General features: G+C 48.6%; 17 protein-coding genes. 4 read left to right on the forward strand and 13 right to left on the reverse strand.

Going from position 1 to position 17,572, the window contains the following annotated elements:
• Window positions 1-223: 223 nt before the first annotated feature.
• From C7820_RS07765 to C7820_RS07790, 6 genes are all read right to left on the reverse strand, one after another.
• A complete protein-coding gene (locus C7820_RS07765; protein WP_116230451.1) occupies window positions 224-1,636 on the reverse strand; it encodes an MDR family MFS transporter in 1,413 nt (470 codons plus the stop codon).
• Between the two features lie 156 nt (window positions 1,637-1,792).
• Complete coding sequence (locus C7820_RS07770; RefSeq protein WP_116230452.1) at window positions 1,793-2,260, reverse strand: MarR family transcriptional regulator; 468 nt, start codon at window positions 2,258-2,260, stop codon at window positions 1,793-1,795.
• A gap of 94 nt (window positions 2,261-2,354) precedes the next feature.
• Complete coding sequence (locus C7820_RS07775; RefSeq protein WP_116230453.1) at window positions 2,355-2,786, reverse strand: SRPBCC family protein; 432 nt, start codon at window positions 2,784-2,786, stop codon at window positions 2,355-2,357.
• A 59-nt stretch (window positions 2,787-2,845) separates the two neighbouring features.
• Window positions 2,846-3,760, reverse strand: a complete 915-nt coding sequence (locus C7820_RS07780; RefSeq protein WP_116230454.1) for a tetratricopeptide repeat protein — start codon at window positions 3,758-3,760, stop codon at window positions 2,846-2,848.
• Window positions 3,761-3,947: 187 nt separating this feature from the next.
• Window positions 3,948-4,685 carry an SDR family oxidoreductase gene (locus C7820_RS07785; RefSeq protein ID WP_116230455.1) on the reverse strand — a complete coding sequence of 246 codons (738 nt, stop codon included), beginning with the start codon at window positions 4,683-4,685 and terminating at the stop codon, window positions 3,948-3,950.
• 118 nt (window positions 4,686-4,803) lie between these two features.
• Window positions 4,804-5,520 carry a MerR family DNA-binding transcriptional regulator gene (locus C7820_RS07790; protein ID WP_116230456.1) on the reverse strand — a complete coding sequence of 239 codons (717 nt, stop codon included), beginning with the start codon at window positions 5,518-5,520 and terminating at the stop codon, window positions 4,804-4,806.
• A 203-nt stretch (window positions 5,521-5,723) separates the two neighbouring features.
• Between C7820_RS07790 and C7820_RS07795 the strand changes: the two genes are divergently transcribed.
• The gene (locus tag C7820_RS07795; RefSeq protein ID WP_116230457.1) at window positions 5,724-6,800 is read left to right on the forward strand and encodes a GntR family transcriptional regulator; all 1,077 of its coding nucleotides are present in this window, start codon (window positions 5,724-5,726) and stop codon (window positions 6,798-6,800) included.
• Window positions 6,801-6,877: 77 nt separating this feature from the next.
• Here the strand turns inward: C7820_RS07795 and C7820_RS07800 are convergent, their stop codons facing one another.
• The 6 genes from C7820_RS07800 to C7820_RS07825 form a co-directional block, all read right to left on the reverse strand.
• Window positions 6,878-8,011, reverse strand: coding sequence for an acyltransferase family protein (locus tag C7820_RS07800; protein ID WP_116230458.1), 1,134 nt, complete (start codon window positions 8,009-8,011; stop codon window positions 6,878-6,880).
• Window positions 8,008-8,685, reverse strand: a complete 678-nt coding sequence (locus tag C7820_RS07805) for a GDSL-type esterase/lipase family protein (protein ID WP_116230459.1) — start codon at window positions 8,683-8,685, stop codon at window positions 8,008-8,010. The genes C7820_RS07800 and C7820_RS07805 overlap by 4 nt, the downstream gene beginning before the upstream one ends.
• A 192-nt stretch (window positions 8,686-8,877) precedes the next feature.
• A complete protein-coding gene (locus C7820_RS07810) occupies window positions 8,878-10,737 on the reverse strand; it encodes a sensor histidine kinase (RefSeq protein WP_116230460.1) in 1,860 nt (619 codons plus the stop codon).
• Window positions 10,734-11,417, reverse strand: coding sequence for a response regulator transcription factor (locus tag C7820_RS07815; protein WP_116230461.1), 684 nt, complete (start codon window positions 11,415-11,417; stop codon window positions 10,734-10,736). Before C7820_RS07815 ends, C7820_RS07810 begins: the two co-directional genes overlap by 4 nt.
• A 77-nt stretch (window positions 11,418-11,494) precedes the next feature.
• Window positions 11,495-12,076, reverse strand: a complete 582-nt coding sequence (locus C7820_RS07820) for a dihydrofolate reductase family protein (RefSeq protein WP_116230462.1) — start codon at window positions 12,074-12,076, stop codon at window positions 11,495-11,497.
• 139 nt (window positions 12,077-12,215) lie between these two features.
• Window positions 12,216-13,154, reverse strand: coding sequence for a ketopantoate reductase family protein (locus tag C7820_RS07825; RefSeq protein WP_116230463.1), 939 nt, complete (start codon window positions 13,152-13,154; stop codon window positions 12,216-12,218).
• A 160-nt stretch (window positions 13,155-13,314) separates the two neighbouring features.
• Here C7820_RS07825 and C7820_RS07830 point away from each other — a divergent pair, with 160 nt between their 5' ends.
• Window positions 13,315-13,869 (forward strand): TetR/AcrR family transcriptional regulator, encoded by a 555-nt coding sequence (locus tag C7820_RS07830; protein ID WP_116230464.1) that lies wholly within the window; start codon window positions 13,315-13,317, stop codon window positions 13,867-13,869.
• A gap of 98 nt (window positions 13,870-13,967) precedes the next feature.
• On the opposite strand, the gene C7820_RS07835 is transcribed toward C7820_RS07830, so the two are convergent.
• Window positions 13,968-14,825 (reverse strand): LysR family transcriptional regulator, encoded by an 858-nt coding sequence (locus tag C7820_RS07835; protein WP_116230465.1) that lies wholly within the window; start codon window positions 14,823-14,825, stop codon window positions 13,968-13,970.
• 130 nt (window positions 14,826-14,955) lie between these two features.
• Here C7820_RS07835 and C7820_RS07840 point away from each other — a divergent pair, with 130 nt between their 5' ends.
• Window positions 14,956-15,855, forward strand: coding sequence for an NAD(P)-dependent oxidoreductase (locus C7820_RS07840; RefSeq protein WP_483874465.1), 900 nt, complete (start codon window positions 14,956-14,958; stop codon window positions 15,853-15,855).
• 395 nt (window positions 15,856-16,250) lie between these two features.
• Complete coding sequence (locus tag C7820_RS07845; protein WP_116230466.1) at window positions 16,251-17,537, forward strand: MFS transporter; 1,287 nt, start codon at window positions 16,251-16,253, stop codon at window positions 17,535-17,537.
• Window positions 17,538-17,572: the final 35 nt, after the last annotated feature.

The raw sequence follows: 17,572 nt of genomic DNA on the forward strand, positions 1-17,572 counted from the left end.
TTTCCGATCGTTCTGATCAGATCACCACCTTCCTCCAACATACTTCCGGTTGTCTTTCTTTGGATGCATATGCGCCGGATGATTGTCCTGTATTCGCTAACCGCCGTCTGGAACCCTTGTCACGCAAAAAAACGAATGCCAGGTGGCATCCGTTCCTTATGGAAGCTGTGTGAATGGCAGCAAAAATGAGCTGCATCCGCCTTTGAATGTGAAGCAAGAATCGTTATGATGCGCTTTTTTTATGGGTAAGGAATAGGCCCGGGATGCAGATTACCGCAAGGACAACGGCGGATACTAAAAATCCTGTATGATAACCCTTCAATCCGTTCGCTATCGTTGGCTGCATTCCTTGGAGGGCCGCTGCGACCACGGTTGCGATAACCGCTGAGCCAAAGCTTGAACCCAGGTTTTCAATCATATTGATCCCGACACCTGCTTGCGGAAGTTGCTTGCTGTCCAGTCCTGTATAAGCGTCACTCGTAAGCGGAAGCATAATGCCTCCAAAACTGGTACCCCGGATGAACAAGACGATGGAAATCCAGATCATGCTCGTATGATCGGTGATAAAGATCAGCGGAATGGAACCAATAAGCGAAACGACAAGGCTGACCAGAACTACGTATTTCGCGCCGATCTGATCAATCATTTTTCCGATCAGCGGCCGGGTAATGAACATCCCGACGCCTTGGGGAATTAACGCAAGCGCTGCCTCAATGGCGGTAAAATGCCGGAAGTTTTGGAAGAACAACGGCAGGATGATCATCGGACCCATGACGGCAATATTCGCCAAAAACAAACCGATACTCGCAGCTGTAAAGCTCTTGTGTGTAAATAAATTCACTGGAAGCACGGTTTGATTTTTTCGGATCCGATTATAAGCGTAGTAAATGACGGCTAAGGCAAGACCCATGCCCACCCACAAGATGGTTTCCCGATTGTTAAAGGATGCATGGTCCGCTGCTTTCGTAATGCCGTATATCAGGGCCGCACTCATGAAGGACAAATCAATAATTCCAAAAACATCGAGTTTACTGTCTTTGTCAAACGGTTCAAAGTCGGGAATCTTTTTCATCATCAGGGGCGCAGCAATCAGAACAATAAACACGTTGATGAAGAATATCCAATGCCAAGACGCGCCTTGAACGATAAAGCCTCCGATGACTGGCCCTAGGATTGGTCCAAAAATCATAGGTGTGCTGACGATGGCCATTACTTTCCCCACATTTTCAGGACCAGCTGTTTGAACCAATAGGGTTGACATGAGCGTCGTTATAATCCCCGCGCTGAATCCTTGAAGCAGACGAAAAAAGATGAAGCTGGAAATATCCCAGCTTGCGCCTACTAACACAGAAACGACACCAAAAGCGATGACTGCTCCAATAAAAACTTTCTTCCCGTTACACTTATTCATCAACCAGCCGGATACTGGAACTGCGATTGCAAGTGCTAAAACATAACCTGTAATGGACCATTGAACGATATCTAATGTCGTGTTGAAGTCCTTAGTTAGCTGGTCGATGGCGATGTTCACCATCGTCGAGTCCAGCATAGGGGCAATGGCTCCGAGGGCAATCGCCCAGGCGGCAACAAGCATTTCTTTGGGTAATGCTGGTTCCTTGGCTTTAACTTTTGACATGTTCATCACCTCTCAGAAGGTTGTTGTTTGTTTCCTTGTCAACAATAACGCAACTTTGTTTCCCTGTCAACAAAATATACATAACAAAAAAGCAGCCATGCTCAATAGAGCCCGACTGCCTGCGGATTCTTTATTCATTATTCGAATTGGTCCATCTTAATGAATACTAATACCCTTTTTCATAATTTCTGTATCCAAATGCCTGCTGTATGCATGGATGAATCGAAGCATAGCGTCAAATTGCTCCTCAGTGACCTGCTCAAATACGGCTTGATCCCGCTCTTGAAATTCTTTGTGCAGTTCCTCATGGATGTTATAAATGACCTTCCCTTGCTCCGTAAGCCTAAAATAGATTTCTTTCTTGTTCTCCGGCTTCTGGTAGCTTTCGATCAGACCTTTTTCCATAAGCTTTTTCGTTAGTTTACTTAGGGCACCTCTCGTCATATAAAGGGACTCCGCAAGTTTGGTTACGTTGGGATCCGCGTTTTTTCCAATGGCTTCGATGCAATGGACTTCAGAAGGCTTATACCCCTTAAGACTGTCTTCCATCTTGGATTTATTAAGCCAAGCCATCTTGTTAAATAAGTCCCTGAAATCCATCATGACCTGTTCTTGTTTATTCATGGACTGCCCTCCCGCCCGTTGGTGCATGACCCTATTATATGGAGGTTTTGTTTCTATTTCAACAATATCGGCGGCTATGCAAGCATTTGGCTAACTATTTGATCAGGGAGGCTCTCAATTGAACGCCATATTCCAAATACCCTTTTAAACAAGTCAACATATAGACCCATCCTTCTTTATTATCCACGAATTGACGTATCCAGTCCTGCTCGTTTTCGTTAAAGCCTTCTTCCGTCACCTCGACGATACTTTCGGAAATCCCTGATTCAGCAAGTGTAATGGTAACTTCGTGCCCTTCTCCGTCGGCGCCCCATTGAAACACGATTTTTTGGTTTTCTTTGATTTCCATGATCCTGATATCGCCCCGGGCATCATATTCGTCGTATGTTAATGTAATCGTTTTGCCTTGTTCCCATCTTTCAGAGCTGGAAGTAAACCAGAAATTCCCTATTTTAGCTGGATCAACAAAAGCTTCAAACACTTCACTGACCGGTTTGCCGATCTTCATTTTGGTAACGTTGTTCATGCGACCCATTTCCTTTCATTTTGGAGTTTGTCCACATCATGATAGCCTGATTTCTCATTTCATTCATGATACTCGGGATGTTGATGGCGCTCGCATCCGAACAAGTAACAGCCGTACCGCAAGGAAGTATCGTATTTCATGGGAGGAATATAGCCTCCCGTAATACGTTGGAGCAACCCCTCATACGCCTTCTGTTCCTCAGCCAGTTCCTGAATATACTCGGCCTTTTCATCCTCCGTCCAATCGTCGTCAAACGCCTCTTTGTCCGCGTCGCGGATGTCCTCAGCTTTTTGCTGAATGACTTCATTAAGGATTTCATGTGCGCGCCCTGCTTTATTGATTTTCAGTAAAGCGTACACAAAACGGCCGACCCAGTCGGGTGTCTTCCAGTATAACTTCCACCCTTTTTCAAACCATTCAACAGCCTGCTCAAAGCAGTCCAATTCAACATACAATTCTGCCATTTCAACCTGGCCGACAAATTCTTCGTCTTCTTCCGAAAAGGCGTCCAGCTTCGCTTTAGCTTCCTCCGTTCTTGCCAGTTCAATCAAGCACTTAATGTGGCTGTACATCGCATAATCAGAGGGCTGAGCACTACGCTGAAAATAGTCGGCAGCGCTCTGAATATCTCCCAAATGATAATTCGCGATCGCCAGGTTATTGTACGCTTCCTCCGAAGGCTGAATCGCCAAGGATCGGACCAGCATATCCGATGCTTCCTGCCATTTTTCCATGACGATATAAACCTCACCCAACAAATTATATGGAAAATAAGATGCCGGTTTTAAAGCAATGACTTCTTGGAGCAATGCCAAGGCTGCCTCGTGTTCCTCCTCTTCATGTACATAGATCCACGCAAGATTGGTCAAGGACTGAACGCCCCGTGACTCTTCTACAGCTTGTTTGAAAAGCGCGAGCGCTTCGTCGTATTTATTATGTTCCAGGCACGCGATGGCCCTTTGATTCGTATTCAAACAGTAATTTCTCCTTTGAGCATAAGTATAGACATCTTGCAGCATATCAGTCACTACACAAATGTTATGCGCTATGTCCCTCTGTGACAAGATAAAAAATGATTAAAGCCAAACAAGGAAAAAAGCTCCCGCAGCCGGAAGCTTTAATCGCCAAGTCCATCCGCTAGCGCGGATGACTCATCATTGTTCAGTTGAAACCGCCGTTAACGCGAATCGTTTGACCTGTAATCCACCGTGCTTTGTCACTGACCAGCAGCTCGACCGCATTCGCAATGTCCTCCACTTCTCCAAGTCGACCGAAGGCGTTCATACGGCGGTAGGAATCGATCAGTTCCTCGGATTTTCCGTTCAAGAACAGATCCGTTGCTACTTGTCCCGGGGCAATGGTGTTAATCGTGATTCCTTTAGGGCCGAATTCTTTGGCCAATTGACGGGTGATCTGCTCTACGGCACCCTTGGTTGCCGCGTAAATACTGTAACCCGGGAGCATGGCTCCTGCAATCGAAGTTGAAAAATTGATGATCGTCCCGCCTTGCGCCATATGCAAGTTCGCCTGCTGGCAAGCGAAGAACGTTCCTTTCACGTTAATATCAAAATGCTGGTCGTACATGTCTTCCGTCACTTCAGCGATCGGTACTACCCCCATGATCCCGGCATTGTTGACCAGAATGTCCAGGCGTCCAAACCGCTCCAGCGTCTTCGTAAACAGCGCTTCGACTTCATTCAAACGGCCTACATTGGCGCGGATGGCAGCCGCTTCGCCGCCGGCCTGCTCAATCGCCTGTACCACCTCAACCGCTTTTGCCTCATTGGAGGAGTAGTTCACGACGACCTTCGCGCCGGCATCTGCCAATTGTAACGCAATTTGTTTCCCGATCCCTCTCGATGCTCCAGTAACGATGGCAACTTTTCCATTCAAACTCATATCCGTTTCTCTCCTTTAGATTGTATTGGCCGTGACGTTTCTCCCGTGCCCGACCTTATGTACTCATTATAGGAAAAGGTGGTTGGGCATCGTTAGAACATACCTATTCAATTCTTGCCTATTTCTCTTCGAAGAAGGAATAGAGCTCAATATATCTCATCATTTCGGATATGCCGTTCATTTGGTTTTTCAACTGCTCATTCAGCTTTTGCAGTGCCACTTTGAAAGAGCGTTCAATCGCAGCGAGATCAGATGTCTCTAAAGCGGCAAGCAGCTGCTTCATGTTTTCAATAAAATAGACGGTTTTCCTCAGACTGCTCAGTACGATGATCTTTTTTAATTCCCCGGACGTAAACACCCGATATCCGTTTTCCGGGTTCCGTTTGGAGCGAATGAGCCCCTCCTTTTCCCAATGGCGGATGGCCGAGGGATTTACACCAGCAATCGCGGCTACTTCCCCGATTTTCATTTCTTCCGTTACACGTATATTTCTGTACTTGGAAAAATCAGTTTTCTTGATCAAGCCCATGATTTCTTCCACGCGTTGTTTCTCTACCTGAATGTTGTACTGATGTAAATTGATTTTCCAGAGCGCCTGTTCAACGTGCCCCCTTTTTAGCAAACCCATGACATCATAACTGACCGGGATTTCGAATCCTTTGATTAAGGCACGTAAAGCAATGAAAGCTTGTACATGCAGTGGTGTGTAATATCTCCGATTACTGGCCGTGCGAGGTACATCCGGCACCAGATCGAGTTCTTCATATCTCCGCAAGGTAGTGGTGCTGACATGAAGTCTCGTGGCCATCTGCTTCGGTGTATAGTTTTTGTCCATTGACGGTCCTTTCCTTAAAGTAAAACCTTAAACTTTTGTACCCATATTATAAGAATTACGGGCCGGACCTACAAGTAATGTTGGGATACATCCGCATCCTTGCAGCTCTCTTGCCGCTTGTTTCAAACCATGCAACGAAGAACCATATATTTTACCCCGATGTACGATATAATTAGGGATATGTCTATAAGAGGTGAACCTACATGAGCAAGAACGACTCAACATTGCCCAAGTACCAGTTAGTGAAGGATTATGTGCTTTTGCAAATAGAAAATAAAGAGCTTGGCACCCATGACCGCATTCCGAGCGAATCCGAGTTTTCCAAACTGCTTGACGTCAGCTCGATCACGGTGCGAAAGGCGCTGGCGGAGCTGGTCAATGAAGGAGTCATTTACCGCATTCGGGGAAAAGGGAGCTTTGTCGCCGATCCGGCCGTTTCTGTACATAAAACATCCAGTTACGTCACATTTATGATTTCCGGCAACGAAATGTATGACGCTTCGTATATGCAGATCATTAAAGGGATTCAGTCGTTCGTAAACCAGCAGGACTGCAGGCTCATCATTGAATTTGTGGAAAACGACGTGGATCAGGAGCGTGAGGTCATTCAAAAGCTGATCCAATCCGAGAACCGGGGACTGCTTATTTATTCCGCGCATCCGGAGTTGGCCAAGGGATATCTGAACGAGATTCGCCGACAGTCGATTCCCTTTGTTATGCTCGATCGTATTCCTGCAGGTTATCCCGTCAACTGCATTACGTGCAACAACCATGACGGCGCCTACGAAGCCGTGGAGTATTTGATTGCCCAGGGTCATCGAAAAATCGGATTTGCTGCTTATGATTTTCATTTGAGCACTGAGGTCGACAGGTTTAGCGGGTACCGGAATGCCCTGACACATGCCTCCCTTGCCCCGGCTGACGAACTGTTATACCTGGAGCGGGATTTGGACTATACGAAGCTATGCAGACAAATTCAGCAGGGCGAGCTGACTGCACTCTTCTGCGTGAACGACCGGCGGGCGCTCGAGATGATCGGGCAGCTAACCCAACGGGGAATCAAAATTCCCGAGCAAGTATCCATCATGGGCTTCGACGACATCGAAAGCGCCAAATACGCCAAGGTATCGCTGAGCACCGTGAAGCAGAATTTTGAGGAACTCGGCTACGAGGGGGCAAAGCTTCTGTTCGAGAACAGCAGCAGTGAAACGCCCAACAGTTACAAAAAGATCTTGCTGTCCACTCAGCTTGTCATACGCGAATCGGTCAAAAAGCTGTAGCCTTGCCGCGGCCGATTCCTAAAAAAACAACAACCCGAATGCGTTATAGCAGGGTTGTTGTTTTTTGACTTTACGCTCTAGGATTCTATGGAAGATCGTTTGTCTGTATTTCCTCTTTGTCTACTCCAGTTGCTATAGCCATAGCGAATGGGTTTTTCCAGGTACGTCCATGATATCGCCGCGATGACCAGAACAGCAGTTATTTGCACGGCTGTTTGAAGGAAAGACCGTTCCTCTCCTGTAAATGTAAGCAAGAGTATCGGGTAATGCCACAGATAAATTCCATAGGAACGAATACCCAACCAGCGAAGCGGCTTCCAGCTTAGGCAGCGCCCGATCCATGTGGAGGGCTGAACGGCCGCGGCGATGACCGCTGCTGTGGCTGTACTTTGCAGTACCATCCCGCCTTGGTACAAGAAGGGTTCATATTGGCTTGTCCCGCAGATCATCCAAATTAAAATAGCTAGTCCAACAAATCCCGTAAAATCCATTGCGATTGTCGGAAGTCCAGTTCTTCCTTTTCCCTCCTTGCCCGGATTACCAGCGGGCCGGCACAAAGCAAGTCCGGCTCCAATCAACAACGAGAACGCACGCGTGTCCGTTCCATAATACACCCTGCTCGTATCCAGCAGCCCCGGTACGTAGAGGAAGTACATGGCCAAGGCTGAAGCCAAAGCGCTTATAAGGATGAGCGCGAACAATATTTTGCGGTTGGTAACGAAGCGGAGTCCCAGCATGAGCATAACCGGCCAGACCAGATAAAACTGTTCTTCAACGGCTAAAGACCAGAAATGCATGAGCGGCGAAGCTGTACTGAACCGCGAGAAGTACGCTGTGTCGTTAACGATAAACCACCAATTGGTTACATACAGCAAGGAAGCTGCAATATCGCCCCACAATTCAACCAAACGCGAGGTTTGAAATAAGGCGAGCCAGACGATCACGATGAGCAGTATCGAGCACATGGCAGGAAGCAGCCTCCGGGCGCGCCGGACCCAAAAGTCCCGCAGATCGATCCGCCCGGTTCTTTCCCACTGCCGGATGAGCAGATCCGTAATCAAATATCCGGAGAGCACGAAGAAGATGCCGACACCTAAAAAACCGCCGGGAAACCACCCCAAATTCAGATGGTAAGCAATGACTGCACATACAGCCAGCGCTCTGATCCCATCCAGACCGGGGATATAGTGAGCTTGTCCCGGATTACTCATGACTCGGGTATGTTCAGATGGGCTTCCGCTTTTTGAAGAAACAGCGGATAAAACTCATCCTTGAAGTGAACGCCATCCTCGGTATGAAGATCCGTACCCGTCTGGAAAATGGATGACAAGTCGATATAGTCCACTTTTTCATTGGCGGCCATCTGTTTCAGCGAACGGTTGTAGTCCGGGATTTGTTTGTAGCGCGGTTCTTCTTTTAATACTTGGTCCGTCACTGGCGTAACCGATAGGACGTGGATGTTCACATTCGGTACGGCTTTACGAATCCCCTCGATCAGCTTGGCATAATGGTTCATGGAATTGGCGATAGGATCGTCTACCGGCATGAGCAGGTCATTGGATCCAAGCATGATGAACACATGCGCCGGCTGCCTTGCGGCGATTTGATCCACGTCTTCAATGGCAAATTGGGCGGTTGCTCCCGCATTGGCGATGGTTTGACTTTTGTCCAACCATTTAGCGACCTTTTCCACAAACGAATCCCCGATGAACATACTGGAGGCAAACGCAGACTCCGCAGTTTTTGCTTCGGTGCTCGCTTGCTGATCATTCACCGAACTTGTTGTATCTGTCGAAACCGTGCTGCCATTTACTCCCGGGCTGCAAGCCGATATGGAACAAGCCATCGCCCCGGCCAGCAAAATAAACCCCATTTTAGTCTTCATAATGAATGACCTCCTTGATTTCAGCTCTTTTATTTGTGTACGTAAGACAGCATAAAAGACCCATATCAAGATCAGGTAAAGATGAAATCAACAGGAGCTAAAGAATGTTCTTCCTATCTGGATAGAAAAAAAACGCCCGTCCTGCATCATGCAGAACAAGGCGGTTTCTTGCGAGGAAATGATTAAGTTTCATCAAGCCTTGTGTAGGTAAAAGAAAAACAGGACGCCATCCTCCGTGTTCATGGCGCCATAACGGGCGCCGTGGAGCTCCAGAATATTTTTGCAAATGGCTAGCCCGAGTCCCGTTCCTCCATCCGAGCGCTTCCGTGCAGCATCTCCCCGGTAAAAGCGGTCCCAGATTTTATCCAGTTGGTCTTCAGGGATTCTGGCACCTTTGTTCTCTACGCTGACTTTAACAGCCTCTCCTTCTTCTCTGGCCGAAATATGGATCGACTGGTTTTCCGGTGAATACCGAACGGCATTCGTCAGAAAATTGGCAAGCACCTGCTCGATCCGTTGATGGTTGCCCCATACGCTCGCTTGGTCGACTTGTATCTTCAAATCCAAATGTTTATTCTCCATATCCAGCGTCAGCAGCCCGCACGCATCGTGAATGGCTTCATCAATGTAAAACGGCTCCCCCTTCATTTGGTAGGTGCCGGATTCGAATTTAGCCAGCTCGAGCATATCCACCACCAGCAAATTCATGCGGTCCACTTCCTTCTCCAACGCTGCCATGTAGTAATCGTTCTTGTGCCGGGCTACGCCGTCCTTCACGGCGGAGAGGCAGCTTTTCATCACGCTGAGCGGGTTTTTTAGCTCATGGGACACGCTCGAGATGAATTCTTTGCGTGTGTTTTCCAGCTTCTTTTCTTTTTCGATGTCCTGTTTCAGCTGTTCAATACGGGAATGCAAGGCGTCAGACAGTGTGTTGATATTTTTGGCCAAATCGCCGATTTCGTCTCTGGACAAGACAGGAACCTTCTCGAAAAAATTCAGGTTGGCAATTTTTTCAGTAACCCGGTTGATCTGCAGTAAAGGACCGGCAATTTTCCTTGAGTAATAGTAGGACGCAAACAGAATCAGCAGAATGGCAAAACCGAGGACATAACCGTAATAAGCCTTGACCATATTCAGCGCATCGTCTACAGGCTGCAGGGATACCATAGCGAACAGATACCCCTCTCCGCCTACCGAATCCTTCACCCGCAGGACGACCCGCTTATAGGGAATATCATTCTGGTGATCGTCGGTAATCTGCAGGGATGGTTCGTCCGCTATACCAGGGTTCAACAGGAGATCGGCCTGAAAAGCCCGGGCCCGCTCCATAAAGAAAGATTGGGGAGCAAGATACGACAGAGATGTGTAACTATTCTGCGGTACATGAACGGCTTGGACGGTCCCGATGATCATGGTTACCGGTGAAGTTCCCGCAGTGCCGGAGGACTTCTCATGAAGATACTGGTTCACCTGCTCCTCAAGCTGCCGGTTTTCCCAAAAGGGCTGCCCTTTGACCCCTTCCAGCTGTGCCGGGGTTAATGCGCCTAACGTGCCTGGAGGGAAAATTCCGGTTTTTCCGATGATGTAAGGAATAAGTGCGGAATCCTTGACGACACCGTACATGCTGATTCGCATTCCCGGTGCTAATTGGGGAGTTTCCCCGCCAAGTATCTCCTCCTGGTTGACTAGATGGTAGAGGGGTACTCTGATTTCTTTGTTCGAGAGCTCCGGGTGCTCTTGGGAAGAGTCCAGTTTGACTTCCATCTCAAAGTCGTTCGCTTGATGCACGTTCCCGTATCGATCGAGCGGGGTGATCCATACATGGTACTGGTCGTTGAACTTCTGCTCCAGCTGCAGTATGGCTTGTTCACTTCCCGGTGCTTGCTCGTATTCATTGGTGAAATTCCGGATGGATTTAACCGTTTCATTTACCTTCTGGTTCGCGTAAAACTGTTTAAAAAATACCGTCTGTCCTATGACGACCGCAGCCAAAATCAGCATGCACAGCGCGGCCGTAAGCAAAAATAACTTAAAGACGATCCTCGTCCTCATGCCGGATCCTCGAATTTGTAGCCGATCCGAAGAATGGTTGTGATCAAACTTGACTTATCGCCAAGCTTGATGCGCAAATTGCGGATATGGGTATTCAAGGTCCGGTCGTCCCCCGCATCTTCATACCCCCATATTTTGGCGATAAATTGTTCCCTGGTGATGACCATTCCCGGATTTTTCATCAGCAGGGCTAAAATTTCATATTCCGTAAACGTCAAGTGAAGTGTTCTGCCGTCAACGGAGGCGGATCTTGAAGTAAGATTCAGGCTAATGCCGCCAAGCGACAAGCTCTGATGGACCGTGTTGACCGGTAGCCGGCGACGGCTGTCGAGCAGCCGTTTCGCTCTAGCCATCAAAATAGGCGGGCTGTAAGGCTTGGTTACGTAATCATCGGCACCCAGCTCAAATCCGAGCAGTGTATCCTCTTCATCCGACCGGGCCGTCAGCATGATGATCGGAACATTTGACGTTTTGCGGATCCGCCGGCATACCGACCATCCATCCAACTCAGGCAGCATGATATCCAGAATAATTAGCGCAGGATCGTTCGTTTGGAATAGATGCAGGGCTTCTTCCCCATCAGCAGCCTCCAGCACTTCATACCCCTCATTCGTAAAATAATCTTTGGCAATTTCCCTTAAAACGGCTTCGTCTTCGGCGATTAATATCGTTTCTTGCATGGAATCTCTCCCGGCTTCGCATTTCTTAGTTCATAAAATCTTATTGTAAACGAAGCCCATAAAACAAGACAACCTTCCTAGAAAGGTTGTCCTGATTGATTTGCCGCCTGATACTGTAATCCAACGACTCCATTGGAATAGGTTTTGGTTTGCGTCAACTGCAGCGACTGCCGCTGTCCAGCAAGAGCGAATAATTGCTCGCCTTGTGAGGCTACGACCGGATGAACCAGCAGCCATAATTTGTCGTAAAACCCGTGCTCGATAAAGGTTTGCCACGTCTTCACGCCGCTTTCCACTGAAATTCGCTGCACGGCATTCTTTCGGGCTTGGAGTTCTTCAGCAAGGGAGTGCTCGTCTTTCACCAGCAATAATTCCGAGTTTCTCCAGGTTAGTTCCACATCGGAGTGCGATACCACCAGTTTAGGAATGTCGTTCATCTTTTTGGCAATGGCCTGCTCCAATGCATCGGATGAGTTCTCCGCCTGCTGCCAGTATTCGGCTAATGAGCCGTACGAGTTTCTGCCGACGATGATCGTGTCGATCGTCTGATAATAGTCCAAATAATCTTCAAGAATTTCCCTGCTCAGCGTCATCCACAGATGCTCGTCCGACACAATGCCATCCAGTGAGACCTGCATGGTAAGAATGATTTCACCCATATCAATAACAACCTCCTATATAAGCGTTGTATTTAAATGCATTATATCAGTGATCCCGGGAGCACGTTTCTTACCGATTGCTCATTCTCCTATTTGGTAAATTTATGGGGGTGCGGATGTTGGTTAACAGAATCGTTGCCTAGCGGCTCTCGGCTTTAGTACTTCCAAAAAACTGTTTTTCGAGATCGTCCAACCGGGGAGTAGGCACGCCCGCATTACGCTTCCAATCGCCGAACGCTTCGAAAAAGGCGGCGATTTCCTCGAAAGATCCGTCCACCAATCGGGCTACCGGCAGGCTGTGGTAAATTTTCAGCGCCAGGCTGGCCGTCCGTTTATGATTGCGAAAAAATGCCGCTTGACCGGCAGGCGTAATCGTATATCCCAAGGCTTCAAGCACACTGAAGCCTTCATCGATCGCCGCAATGATCAGGGTACGTGTTCCTTTATCCTTGGCTATTTCTTGCAGCCTTCCGCCTTTGGCAAACAAGGCTGCATTCATCGCCAAAATTGGAACGATGTGGCTCTTTAGCCAAGCATCCATATCCTCGTGAAACAGCAGTTTGTATTTGGTGCTTTCGAATGCTTTTTCCAGCAATGACCGAAAAGAAACCGGCCCGTCAATCCCGCCCAGTACCATTTGCCCGCCTGCGCGGATGCAGACGATGCGTCCGTTTTCCCTCCGGCCCGCGCTAATCTGAAAACCAAAGGCGACCTGTTTATCGGTCCGGCTCATTTGCTGCAATTCATGCTGCATCTTGCTGGAATCCGCATTATTTCCTACCAGAACGATATGACGGCTCTGATTCGCAGCCAGTATTGGCAGCACGGTTGGAAAATCCGGATAGGTCATGACGACAAAGATGAGATCGAAGCTTTCCTCAGCGTCCAATGTACGAATAACCCGGATCCGGTCGACCGTCGTTTTGCGCTGAAAATAGTGGCGGATAACGAGGCCGCTCTGCTCCATCTCCTCCGCCCGCTTGCCTCTGGCCAATACAGTCACATCATGGCCTCCGCGCACCAGTACGTGTGCCAAGTAGCTGCCTAAGACGCCTGCCCCATACACCAATATGTTCATGAATACTCCTCCGCTTCAGCATTTTAACAAATATTGATTTATCAACAAATGTTGATTAGACTTAGCATATCAAGGCGATACCACTGCATCAATCGGTAATGTTCTTGCTTTTGTCGATAAATCAACAAACACATATCGAGTGTTCAAAAAAGGAGAAACGATGGATAGACGGATTGCAAAAACGCGGGAAGCGATACTCAAAGCCTTTGTCGAATTGTTGGAGGAGAAAAAAATCGAGCATATTACGATTAATGAAATTGCAGATCGGGCCAATGTGAACCGGGGGACCATTTATTTGCACTATGCCGACAAATACGACTTGCTGGATCAGTGTATCGACAGCTACTTAAAGCAATTGTACGAGACCTGCATGCCTGCAAAAGACACAACCTTGTTTGCGTCCGATGGCCCGCTGCTTGAAACGTTTGAATATTTGGAACGGCATGCGCACATCTACGAAACGTTGTTGACAAGAAAAGGAACCCACGCGTTCAGAGGCCAAATGATGGCTTTTATCATCAGGGGTGTCGAGGAGCAGGTCCAAACTTATGGCCTTCCGCAAGGAGCGAATCGGGAGATCACGGTACAATTCGTGGCGGCTGCAATCACGGGTCTGGTGGAATGGTGGATCGTAAATTCGAGGCCGTATCCGCCAGAAGAGATGGTTAAGCAATTGGTGATGCTGCTGGAACAGCATCTGCCGACGGTATCCTGATGCAAACCACGCATACATGCAGCAAAAAAGCCGCCTGATTGGCGGCTCTTCGTGAGTACCTTATATAAGGACGCTGTCTGATTTTTTCCACTCCATCATTACACAGCCATGGAATCGAGTATCAATTTGGAGAATGCAACGAACGCTTTGCTGGAATAACGATCTTTGCGGCGGATCAGGCAGGTCTGTGTATACCTGTACTGTTCCGGAATCGGGAATGCCCCAAACGCCGAATAGTCCACTGCTAAGACGGAAGCCGGCAGCAGCGTGGCAGCAAGTCCCGAGCGTACGCACCCGATCAGTGTCTCCAGCGAGCTGAATTCGATGATGTTATCGAAAGCAACTCCCTCGCTTCGCAGCCATGCCTCCAATGCCCGCCTGAATGGACAGCCTGCCGGCGATACGGCCCATCTCGTCTGTGACAAATCCGGGAACCCGCGCATATGCGGCGGGGTTACCAAAGTTAATTCTTCGCGCTGGATTTGTTCAGAAACCAGGTACGGAGAGTCAAATTCGCCGATAACGAACGCTCCATCCAATTGATGGTCCAGCACTTTAGTCAGAAGATCCGATGACGTTCCCGACCAAATGGACAGCGAAACATCGGGATAATGACGTTGAAATTCAGCCAGCGTATCCATGAAATCCAGACAAGTTACGCTATCCACCACACCGATTGCTAGCGGTCCGCTAGGAAATTCCGTTTCTTTAACGACTTGCACCGCTTCTTCCGACAAATTCAGAATGCTCTTCGCGTATTCACTGAAGGTCACTCCTTTATCGGTCAACGTTACACCTTTAGGATGTCTGTAAAATAAGGGAAGACCGAGCTCTTCTTCCAACTTGCGAATCCTTGCCGTCACATTTGATTGTACATAGCCCAATCGTTCGGCAGCCCGGGAAATGTTCCGTTCTTCGGCGATGGCCAGAAACACCTTCAGATCCGATAGCTCCATTTACGACCAACCCTCATTTCGGTATCAATATTAATGATGCTTGCATGATTTTCAATCATTATACGCCAAGTCGATCCTGCCTTACAATAATATTGCCGAGGGACGTTACAAAACACAAAACTTCGGCAGAATACACGGGGAGGAATCAATAAACATGAGTGATATAACGGTTATTGGAGCGGGTCCTATGGGTTCAGCGTTAGCCCGGACTTTGCTGCGTAACGGCAAGAAAGTGACGGTCTGGAACCGGACAAGCGAGAAGGCAGAGGCTCTCGTTCAGGAAGGCGCGGTTTTTGAACCCGATGCTGCACTTGCTGTGAATGCCAGCCCAATCATTATCGTATGCGTGGCAACCTATGAGATATCGCGGAGCATTTTGGGATCAGAGAACGTGGCCGCTAGAATGGACGGTAAGTTATTGGTGGAGCTCAGCACGGGGACTCCTCAAGACGCAAGGAACAGCGAGGCGTGGGCTCATGAGCAGGGTGCCGTTTATCTGGACGGTGCCATTATGGCAACACCTCCTCAGATAGGAATGCCTGATACGCCTATATTCCTGTCAGGTTCGGAAAAAGCATACCAGCGGAGTGAGCCGGTTCTTAGAATTTTAGCCGGAAACCTGATATATCTGGGCGAATCGGTTGGATCTGCCTCAGCATGGGATTTGGCCGCCCTTTCCACGATGTTCGGCTCGATGTTCGGATTCTTTCACGGTGCGCGCATTCTTGAATCCGAAGGCCACCGGATCGATGCGTTTGGTTCTATGATAGCCGACATCTCCCCTGTTTTCGGGCAAATGATCAAGCATGAAGGAGAAGTGATTCAGTCGGAGACTTATGATCAGCCCCAAAGCTCGGTCAAAACCTGCATGTCAACAGCAGAGTTATGGGTGAAGCAGGCGCGCGAAGCACGGATCAATCCGGATTTCCCCAATTTCGCCATGGGATTATACGAAAGGGCGATACAAGCCGGATACGAAAACGAAGAGCTTGCTGCGGTCATTAAAGTTCTCCGGACGGGCAATGAATGAGGCAAACGGATACCTTCGAGTTCAAACGAAATTTTATTTACATCGACACTTAAGTCATATTGTCTACAGAAATTCGGCGTGATAGAATATGTACACTTACAATCGGTAAACAAAAGGGGAATCGACAGGATATGCTCCTCACTGGTCGTTCTGAAGTGCAGGCTTAATTGCATACGAAAGCAGGAAATCTCAACAATCTTTGACGTTCTGTCAATCAGCAGAGCTTTGATTCGATGCGCCTTTTTCCTGCTTCCCACTTCAGAACATCAGAACAACAAGCAGCACTTCGGTCGAAGGCAGCCGCCCTTTTGTGCGCCTCAGTACCGAAGCTGCAAGCTTCCGTGGATCTGTAGTTCCATGGGAGCTTTTTTTGCTGCCGTAAAAGGAGAATAGCCATGTACCCTTCTAAAGCTTTACCTTACGTTTTTTTCGGTTTGCAGGGTTTTTCCATGTTGGGAAGCCGCATGACCTCCATCGCGATCGGGCTAAAATTGTTCCATGAAACGGGTCAATCGACCCCCTTGCTGCTGCTGGCACTTTTCAATGAGCTTCCCCTCTTGTTCTTGGGCGGCTGGATCGGCATCGCTGCTGACCGTTGGAAGCGCAAAACGGCCATTATTGCCGGAGATACAGGCCAGGCGGTCTGTACACTGCTGCTCGTGATCTGCCTTATGAACATCCATTCCACGCTGTGGCCGGTCTATGGCATTGCTGCCGTGCAGGGATTGTTTGTGGCGCTGCAGAGCACGGCAACCTCAGCCATGATCCCGCTTATGGTGAGGGATGAAGAGCTGGATCGCATGAATGCCATGAAAGAGCTGCTCTTTCCGCTTGCAGGGGTGATCGCCCCTTCGTTGACTGGTTTACTCTACGAACCGTATGGAATTAGCATCATCTTGGCGGCGGATCTGCTCACCTTCCTGGTAGGAACCGGGGTGGTCGCTTTTCTACCGCTGCCTGAAATAAAGCACGAAGAGGGACCGCTTGAGGAAGTTCGCATATGGAACGATGCCATTCAAGGTTTCCGATTTTTGTGGAAAAACAAACCGCTGCTCTATCTGCTTCTTTATTTTGGATGGTGGAATTTTATTCTGAACGGGCCGCTTGAACTGGCTATCCCTTTTTTCCTGCAGCGTACGGGGAGCAGCGACGCCTTGACCTTGCTGTTGGGGGCAATGAATGCCGGTGCTTTGGCCGGTGCAGCTGCTGCTGTATGGTGGGGACATTTTCGGTATAAAATCAGGTTCATCTTCACCGGCTCAATCCTCACCTCCTTGATGTTTGTTCTGCTCGGAACGAGCACTCAGGTCATCATGCTGGGAGCCGCCGTATTTCTGCTTATGCTTCCACTTGCGATGACAGGGGCTTTGTTTTACTCCATTTTGCAGCGCAAAATGCCCCTTTCCCTTCAAGGACGGGTATTTGCCGCATATGGCCAGTTATGTGCCGTCACGGCACCCTTGTCCTTCCTTATTACGGGGCCGCTGGCCGATCAATGGCTCGAAAGGCTCCTCCCTGGGACGAAGCTGTCCCCTTGGCTTACCTGGATCATCGATTCAGAAAATGGGGCCTGGATTGGGTTCATCTTCGTCGTAAGCGGTATTCTGCTGCTACTTGGAGCGATGTGGACGCTATCTTCCCGCCAGGTTCGCCGTTTGGATTCAGACATCGACGACCTATAGGATAGAAAATTTAACGCCGCCGGTATATTACCGGC

It is taken from the genome of Paenibacillus sp. VMFN-D1, assembly GCF_003386155.1.
Classification (GTDB): Bacteria; Bacillota; Bacilli; order Paenibacillales; family Paenibacillaceae; genus Paenibacillus_AQ; species Paenibacillus_AQ favisporus.

Excerpts from the sequence above, each read along its gene's own strand:
- C7820_RS07810 (WP_116230460.1), bottom strand. The coding sequence starts at position 10,737 with ATGAGGACGAGGATCGTCTTTAAGTTATTTTTGCTTACGGCCGCGCTG.
- C7820_RS07805 (WP_116230459.1), bottom strand. The coding sequence starts at position 8,685 with ATGAAGACTAAAATGGGGTTTATTTTGCTGGCCGGGGCGATGGCTTGT.
- C7820_RS07845 (WP_116230466.1), top strand. The coding sequence starts at position 16,251 with ATGTACCCTTCTAAAGCTTTACCTTACGTTTTTTTCGGTTTGCAGGGT.
- C7820_RS07820 (WP_116230462.1), bottom strand. The coding sequence starts at position 12,076 with ATGGGTGAAATCATTCTTACCATGCAGGTCTCACTGGATGGCATTGTG.
- C7820_RS07825 (WP_116230463.1), bottom strand. The coding sequence starts at position 13,154 with ATGAACATATTGGTGTATGGGGCAGGCGTCTTAGGCAGCTACTTGGCA.
- C7820_RS07785 (WP_116230455.1), bottom strand. The coding sequence starts at position 4,685 with ATGAGTTTGAATGGAAAAGTTGCCATCGTTACTGGAGCATCGAGAGGG.
- C7820_RS07765 (WP_116230451.1), bottom strand. The coding sequence starts at position 1,636 with ATGTCAAAAGTTAAAGCCAAGGAACCAGCATTACCCAAAGAAATGCTT.
- C7820_RS07770 (WP_116230452.1), bottom strand. The coding sequence starts at position 2,260 with ATGAATAAACAAGAACAGGTCATGATGGATTTCAGGGACTTATTTAAC.
- C7820_RS07815 (WP_116230461.1), bottom strand. The coding sequence starts at position 11,417 with ATGCAAGAAACGATATTAATCGCCGAAGACGAAGCCGTTTTAAGGGAA.
- C7820_RS07790 (WP_116230456.1), bottom strand. The coding sequence starts at position 5,520 with ATGGACAAAAACTATACACCGAAGCAGATGGCCACGAGACTTCATGTC.
- C7820_RS07775 (WP_116230453.1), bottom strand. The coding sequence starts at position 2,786 with ATGAACAACGTTACCAAAATGAAGATCGGCAAACCGGTCAGTGAAGTG.
- C7820_RS07800 (WP_116230458.1), bottom strand. The coding sequence starts at position 8,011 with ATGAGTAATCCGGGACAAGCTCACTATATCCCCGGTCTGGATGGGATC.
- C7820_RS07835 (WP_116230465.1), bottom strand. The coding sequence starts at position 14,825 with ATGGAGCTATCGGATCTGAAGGTGTTTCTGGCCATCGCCGAAGAACGG.
- C7820_RS07830 (WP_116230464.1), top strand. The coding sequence starts at position 13,315 with ATGGATAGACGGATTGCAAAAACGCGGGAAGCGATACTCAAAGCCTTT.
- C7820_RS07795 (WP_116230457.1), top strand. The coding sequence starts at position 5,724 with ATGAGCAAGAACGACTCAACATTGCCCAAGTACCAGTTAGTGAAGGAT.